Below are 4,925 nucleotides of genomic sequence, written 5' to 3' on the forward strand. Positions count from 1 at the left end.
GCGAACACGCCGCGCCGCAGGCGCGGCAAATTGGACACAGGAGGGCCTCGATGGGGTTGTTCACGAAGCGCAAGCGGCGGCCGAGCCGCAGGGCCGAGGCGAAGGCCCTCAAGCACAAGGCCGCCATGGAGGCGAAACTCGGCGCCAGGAACGACCGCAAGGCCCGCCGCGCCGAAGCCCGCACCCAGGCCAAGGTCGCCAAGGCGCAGATCGCCACCCTGCAGGCCGAGGAGAAGGCGGCGCTGAAGGTTGCCGCCAAGGCCGAACGGGATCCGTTCACCGCGGGCCAGGTCCGCAAGTACCTCGGTGTCGCCCGGGTGCTGGTGCCCGTACTCGCACCGCTGGCCTATCGCGCCGCGACCTTCATCCGCGGCCGGATCGATACCCGCCGTGCGCATCAGCTGGGCATCGGCGTCGAACAGCTCGGTGATTTCAGCGGCCACGGTGGTCGGCTGCAGGCCCGGATCACCAATACCGAAGCCGCCCTTGACAAGATCGGCACGCAATCCGGCGACAAGGCGGGCAAGGGCGAGACCCAGAAATTCGTTACCGCCACCCAGGATCGACTCGGCAATCTGACCGCCGCGATTCGGACCGCGGAGCAGATGCCCGCACCGCGTCGTCGCGCCGTACACGCGTCGATCTCGAGCGAGCTGTCCGGTATCGAGGCGGACGTCTTGGCGCGCCTCGGCGTCAGCTGATCCATCGGATGTCTCCCGGCCAGCCCTCCGGCAGCCCGCGTGGCAGTCTGGTCGGCGGCATGGTCGGTGCGCTCGCCATCGCCGCACACGGTGCGGCGGGTGGCGGATTTCCGGATTCGGCCGAATCCGCACTGCTGCTGCTTGTTTCGGCGTTGACGGGTTGGGCCGCGGGTCTGCTGCACCGGGGCGCCATCGGGCATTGGGCCGTGCTCGGTCCGCTCGCGCTCGGACAGCTCGCCGGACATGCGGTGCTATCCGGGCTGATCGACCACACCCATAGCCACACCGCCGGACCGCAACTCGACCCATACCTGCCCACGGGCTGGATGTTGTCGGCGCACTTGATCGCGACGCTCGGCTGCGTCGCGCTGATCCTGCTGGCCGAGCGGCTCTATGCGTTGGCGTCCAGTGTCATTCGCGCCGTTTCCGCAGCCGGATCACCGCTCGCGGTCAGCCGCCCGGTCCGCTGGTCCGATCCGGTTCTCCTGCACTACCGCTTTCATCCGAACGGCGCGATCGGCCCGCGCGCGCCACCGGTGTCGGCCTGACCAGCCACACCCCAAACCCCTTCGGACAGAAAGCACTTCACCCATGCGTACGCAGATCACGCGCGCCTGCACGGCGGTCGCCGCCGTCGGTTTCGTTCTCCTCGCGGGCGGCACCGCCTCCGCACACGTCACCGCCGACGCACCCGGTGCGACGCAGGGCGATTACTCGGTGATCACCTTCAAGGTCCCGACCGAATCGGAGACCGCGAACACCACGTCACTCACCGTCGCCCTGCCCAACCTCAAGAGCGCCCGCACCGAACCCATTCCGGGTTGGAGCTCGAAGGTCGACCGCAATGACAAGGCCGAGGCCACCTCGGTCACTTGGACCGCCGATCCCGGCACACCCGGTGTTCGGCCCGGCCAGTTCCAGCGCTTCGTCCTCTCGGTCGGCCCGCTGCCGACCAAGGACGAGGTCAGCTTCCCGGCCACCCAGACCTACAGCGACGGCAAGGTCGTCAAGTGGGATCAGCCCATGGGCGCCGACGGTTCCGAACCGGAGCATCCGGCGCCGATGCTCACCCTCGCGGCGGCCTCCGGCGACGGCCATGACGACCACCACGTCGGCAGTTCGGCCGCCGCCTCGGAGAAGGCCGAGGACAACGACAACACCGCGCGCTGGCTCGGCGGCATCGGTCTCGCGCTCGGACTGCTCGGCGTCGCGCTCGGTCTGGGCAATGTGATCCGCGGACGCCGGGCATGAGTGGCATCGCGATGCGTCGCACGGTCGCCGGGCTGGTCGCGGGCCTGCTCCTGCTGAGCATGGGCGCGCTCGCGGCCGGAACGGCGGTGGCCCATTCGACGCCGGTCAGCAGCGTGCCCGCCGACGGCGCGAGTATCGAAACCGGGCCGGAGCGGGTGAGCATCACCTTCAACGAGCCACTGCAGGAAAGCTTTCCGGCACTGACCGTGGTGGGTCCGGACGGAAATCTGTGGTCCAAGGGCGATCCGAAGGTGGACGGCCCGACCGTGAGCGTCGCGGTCGGCGAACTCGGTCCGACCGGCGTCTACAAGATCGGGTACCGAGTCACCTCCGCCGATGGTCATCCGGTCAAGGGTGAGCGGACCTTCACCCTCACCAAGGCGGGCAACGGTACGCCCGGCCCGAAGGCCGACAGTCAGCACAACTCCGGTGGCAGCGACGATTCCGGCGGAATTCCGCTGTGGGTCTTCATCATCGGCGCGGTCGTCCTGTTCGGCGGTGGTCTGGCATTCGCCCTGTTCGGCGGCAGGAGCCGCAAATCGCAGCGGTGAGAAGAGCACACGGGTGAACAAGGTGCAGCGGACGACCGGCGGCGGGAACGCGCAAGCGCTGCTGCTGGTCGTCCCGGCCGGGCTGCTCGGGGTGGCGCTCGCGCTGATCCTGGCCGTCCCGGCCCCCGCGCAGACCGAGAGCGTCATCAGGGTGCTGGCGGACTGCACCGGGGCCACGGTGCTCGGACTGGCCGCATTGCCCCGACTGCACGATCGGCTCCGGCCGCCGTGGCGGGCACTCGCGGTACTTGCCGGGATCTGGTGCGTCACCGAATTCGCGGTGCTCGTCTTCGAGGCGGCCGCCGTGGTCGGCGTGCCCGTCGGCAAGCTCAGCGCTGGGCAGTTCGGCAATTTCCTGGTCGAGATCAGCGGCGGTCAGGTCGGTATCGCGGTGCTGATCGGCAGTGGTGCGGTCGCCTGCTATTCGGCGATGGCGTTCCGGCGGCCGGAGACCGCGTCGGCCGATCTGGTGCTGGTCTTCGCGGCGGTGGCCCTCGCGCTGCGGCCGATCACCGGGCATATGTCGCAGCAGCCGTTCGGCTCGGTGCTCGCGGCGGTGCACGCACTGGCTGCGGCGGCCTGGTTCGGCCTGCTGGTCGCGCTGGCGCTGGTGGTGCGCACCCGCGGTGAGTGGGCGGTGACGCTGCCACGGTATTCGGCGGCGGCGCTGCCGCTGGTCGGCATCGTCACGGTCACCGGCCTGGTCAACGGGTTGGTGCGGGTCGGCGGGATCGCCCCGTTCGTGACGACCGGCTACGGCCGCATTCTGCTCGCGAAAACCCTTGTGCTGGTTGCGTTGCTGGCGCTCGGCTGGTGGTGGCGGCGGACCTGGGTACCGCAGGCGACGGGACATCGAATGCCCGCCGAATCCTCACTGCGGCGCGCGATCATCGAGGTGGCAGTGATGGCCGTGGCCTTCGGATTGGCCGCGGCCCTGGCGGTCACCGCTTGACGCTTGCAAATGCAAGCACCTGCGGACGGGCTGTTAGCAACCCGTTACAGTTGTGCCATGACCGAGGTGAAGATCGTCGAAGACTGTGTGGCATCGGCCGAAACAGCCTTCGCGTACGTCAACGACTACCGGAATCTGTCGCGTTTCATCACCGAGGTCCAAGACTTCACGCCGATCACCGATCAGGTCGAGGGCGTCGGCGCGACCTTCGACGGCACCATCAAACTCGGTCCCGCCGCGCTGCATTCGCGCCTGCAGGTCGTGCGGTGGGAAGAGAACTACGCGATCGCGGTGAAGTCGATCAAGGGTTTCGAAATCGAATCCACCTTCCTGTTCCATGCCAAGGCCACCGATAACTGCACGGTCGACGCGATCGTCGACTATCGGGTGCCGGGTGGAATCGCGGGCAAGGTGCTCGGCAAGACCATCGAGCCGTTCGTGAAGCTCGCCGTCAAACACTCCACGCACAACCTGACCACCCAGATCGCCGAATTCCACGCCAGCAGGCAGGGCTAGCCAGAACTTGTCCGGGCCGGTCCGGCCGGAGGATGCTGTGCACTATGGCTGACCGAACGACACCGACATTTCCGCAGCGCATCGCCTACATCTGCGGGCGCACACTGCCGGAGTCGATGTCGGCGTGGGTGCTCGAGGATCTCACCGGCCCCGGTGCGGCACGGCGCTACCTGATGCGCTTCCTCATTCCGATGATTCCGGTGCTGAGCCTGTTCCTGCTGGTACCCGGACCGAAATGGATGGGCCTGGCGATGATGGCCCTGCTGTATCTACCGCTCATCTATTTCACCGCGGCGCTGATGTACGTGTATCGCAGGGCGCGTCTGGTCAAGCACGGCTTGGATCCGGCACTGGCCGACGCCACGTCCAGGAAGCGCGCGGAGACCGAGCGGCTGGCCTATGAACGCCGCCACGGTCGCGCTTGAATTCGGCTGCCGAATATTCGCCGAACCTGGCCGTGACGCATCTCACGGGCATAGCCTGAACATATGAAGCGTCCCACGTTGGGCCAACGGATCGCTTACGATCTCGGCCGCGAGCTCCCCGAGGAGCTGCACGAGTGGGTCATCCACGACCTCGTCGGGCACGGGGCCATGGAACGCTACCTCGTCCGCTTCCTCGTACCGTTCATCCCGTTCTTCGCGCTGTGGTTGCTGTTCCCCGGCCCGATGGGATTGAAGATCGGCATGATCGTGATGATGATCGTGCCGCTGATCGTCTTCACGGTCTCGCTCAGTTACGTCTGGCGTCGGTTCCGGCTGAGCCAGCACGGCATCGATCAGGGGTGGATCAACCACAACAAGATGCGCGAAACCGAGCGGATGAAATACGAGATGCATTACGGGCATCGATAGCGACTGGGTTAGCAGCGCGCCGGTGAATGATGACCACCGGCACCAACTCGACCCGCACGGAGCGAGTCTTACACGCGACCGTTCGCGGCCTGTCTCGCGT

At 67.3% G+C, this 4,925-nt stretch carries 8 protein-coding genes; all 8 read left to right on the forward strand.

All coding sequences use genetic code 11. The features are described from left to right. The first annotated feature begins 50 nt into the window (after positions 1-50). Positions 51-701, forward strand: a complete 651-nt coding sequence (locus tag NP3_RS25285) for a DUF6474 family protein (RefSeq protein WP_063044098.1) — start codon at positions 51-53, stop codon at positions 699-701. A gap of 8 nt (positions 702-709) precedes the next feature. Next, positions 710-1,249 carry a hypothetical protein gene (locus tag NP3_RS25290; RefSeq protein ID WP_063044099.1) on the forward strand — a complete coding sequence of 180 codons (540 nt, stop codon included), beginning with the start codon at positions 710-712 and terminating at the stop codon, positions 1,247-1,249. Positions 1,250-1,292: 43 nt separating this feature from the next. Next, the gene (locus tag NP3_RS25295) at positions 1,293-1,952 is read left to right on the forward strand and encodes a YcnI family copper-binding membrane protein (RefSeq protein WP_063044100.1); all 660 of its coding nucleotides are present in this window, start codon (positions 1,293-1,295) and stop codon (positions 1,950-1,952) included. Next, positions 1,949-2,503, forward strand: a complete 555-nt coding sequence (locus tag NP3_RS25300; protein WP_157124540.1) for a copper resistance CopC family protein — start codon at positions 1,949-1,951, stop codon at positions 2,501-2,503. The genes NP3_RS25295 and NP3_RS25300 overlap by 4 nt, the downstream gene beginning before the upstream one ends. 22 nt (positions 2,504-2,525) lie before the next feature. Then, on the forward strand, positions 2,526-3,455 hold the full coding sequence (locus NP3_RS25305) for a CopD family protein (RefSeq protein WP_063044104.1): 930 nt from the start codon (positions 2,526-2,528) through the stop codon (positions 3,453-3,455). A gap of 57 nt (positions 3,456-3,512) precedes the next feature. Beyond that, positions 3,513-3,971 carry an SRPBCC family protein gene (locus NP3_RS25310; protein ID WP_063044101.1) on the forward strand — a complete coding sequence of 153 codons (459 nt, stop codon included), beginning with the start codon at positions 3,513-3,515 and terminating at the stop codon, positions 3,969-3,971. A gap of 44 nt (positions 3,972-4,015) precedes the next feature. Then, the gene (locus NP3_RS25315; RefSeq protein WP_063044102.1) at positions 4,016-4,396 is read left to right on the forward strand and encodes a DUF5313 family protein; all 381 of its coding nucleotides are present in this window, start codon (positions 4,016-4,018) and stop codon (positions 4,394-4,396) included. A gap of 63 nt (positions 4,397-4,459) precedes the next feature. Next, the gene (locus NP3_RS25320) at positions 4,460-4,825 is read left to right on the forward strand and encodes a DUF5313 family protein (RefSeq protein ID WP_063044103.1); all 366 of its coding nucleotides are present in this window, start codon (positions 4,460-4,462) and stop codon (positions 4,823-4,825) included. The last annotated feature ends 100 nt before the right edge of the window (positions 4,826-4,925 follow it).

The organism is Nocardia pseudovaccinii NBRC 100343, from assembly GCF_001613225.1.
Taxonomy (GTDB): Bacteria; Actinomycetota; Actinomycetes; order Mycobacteriales; family Mycobacteriaceae; genus Nocardia; species Nocardia pseudovaccinii.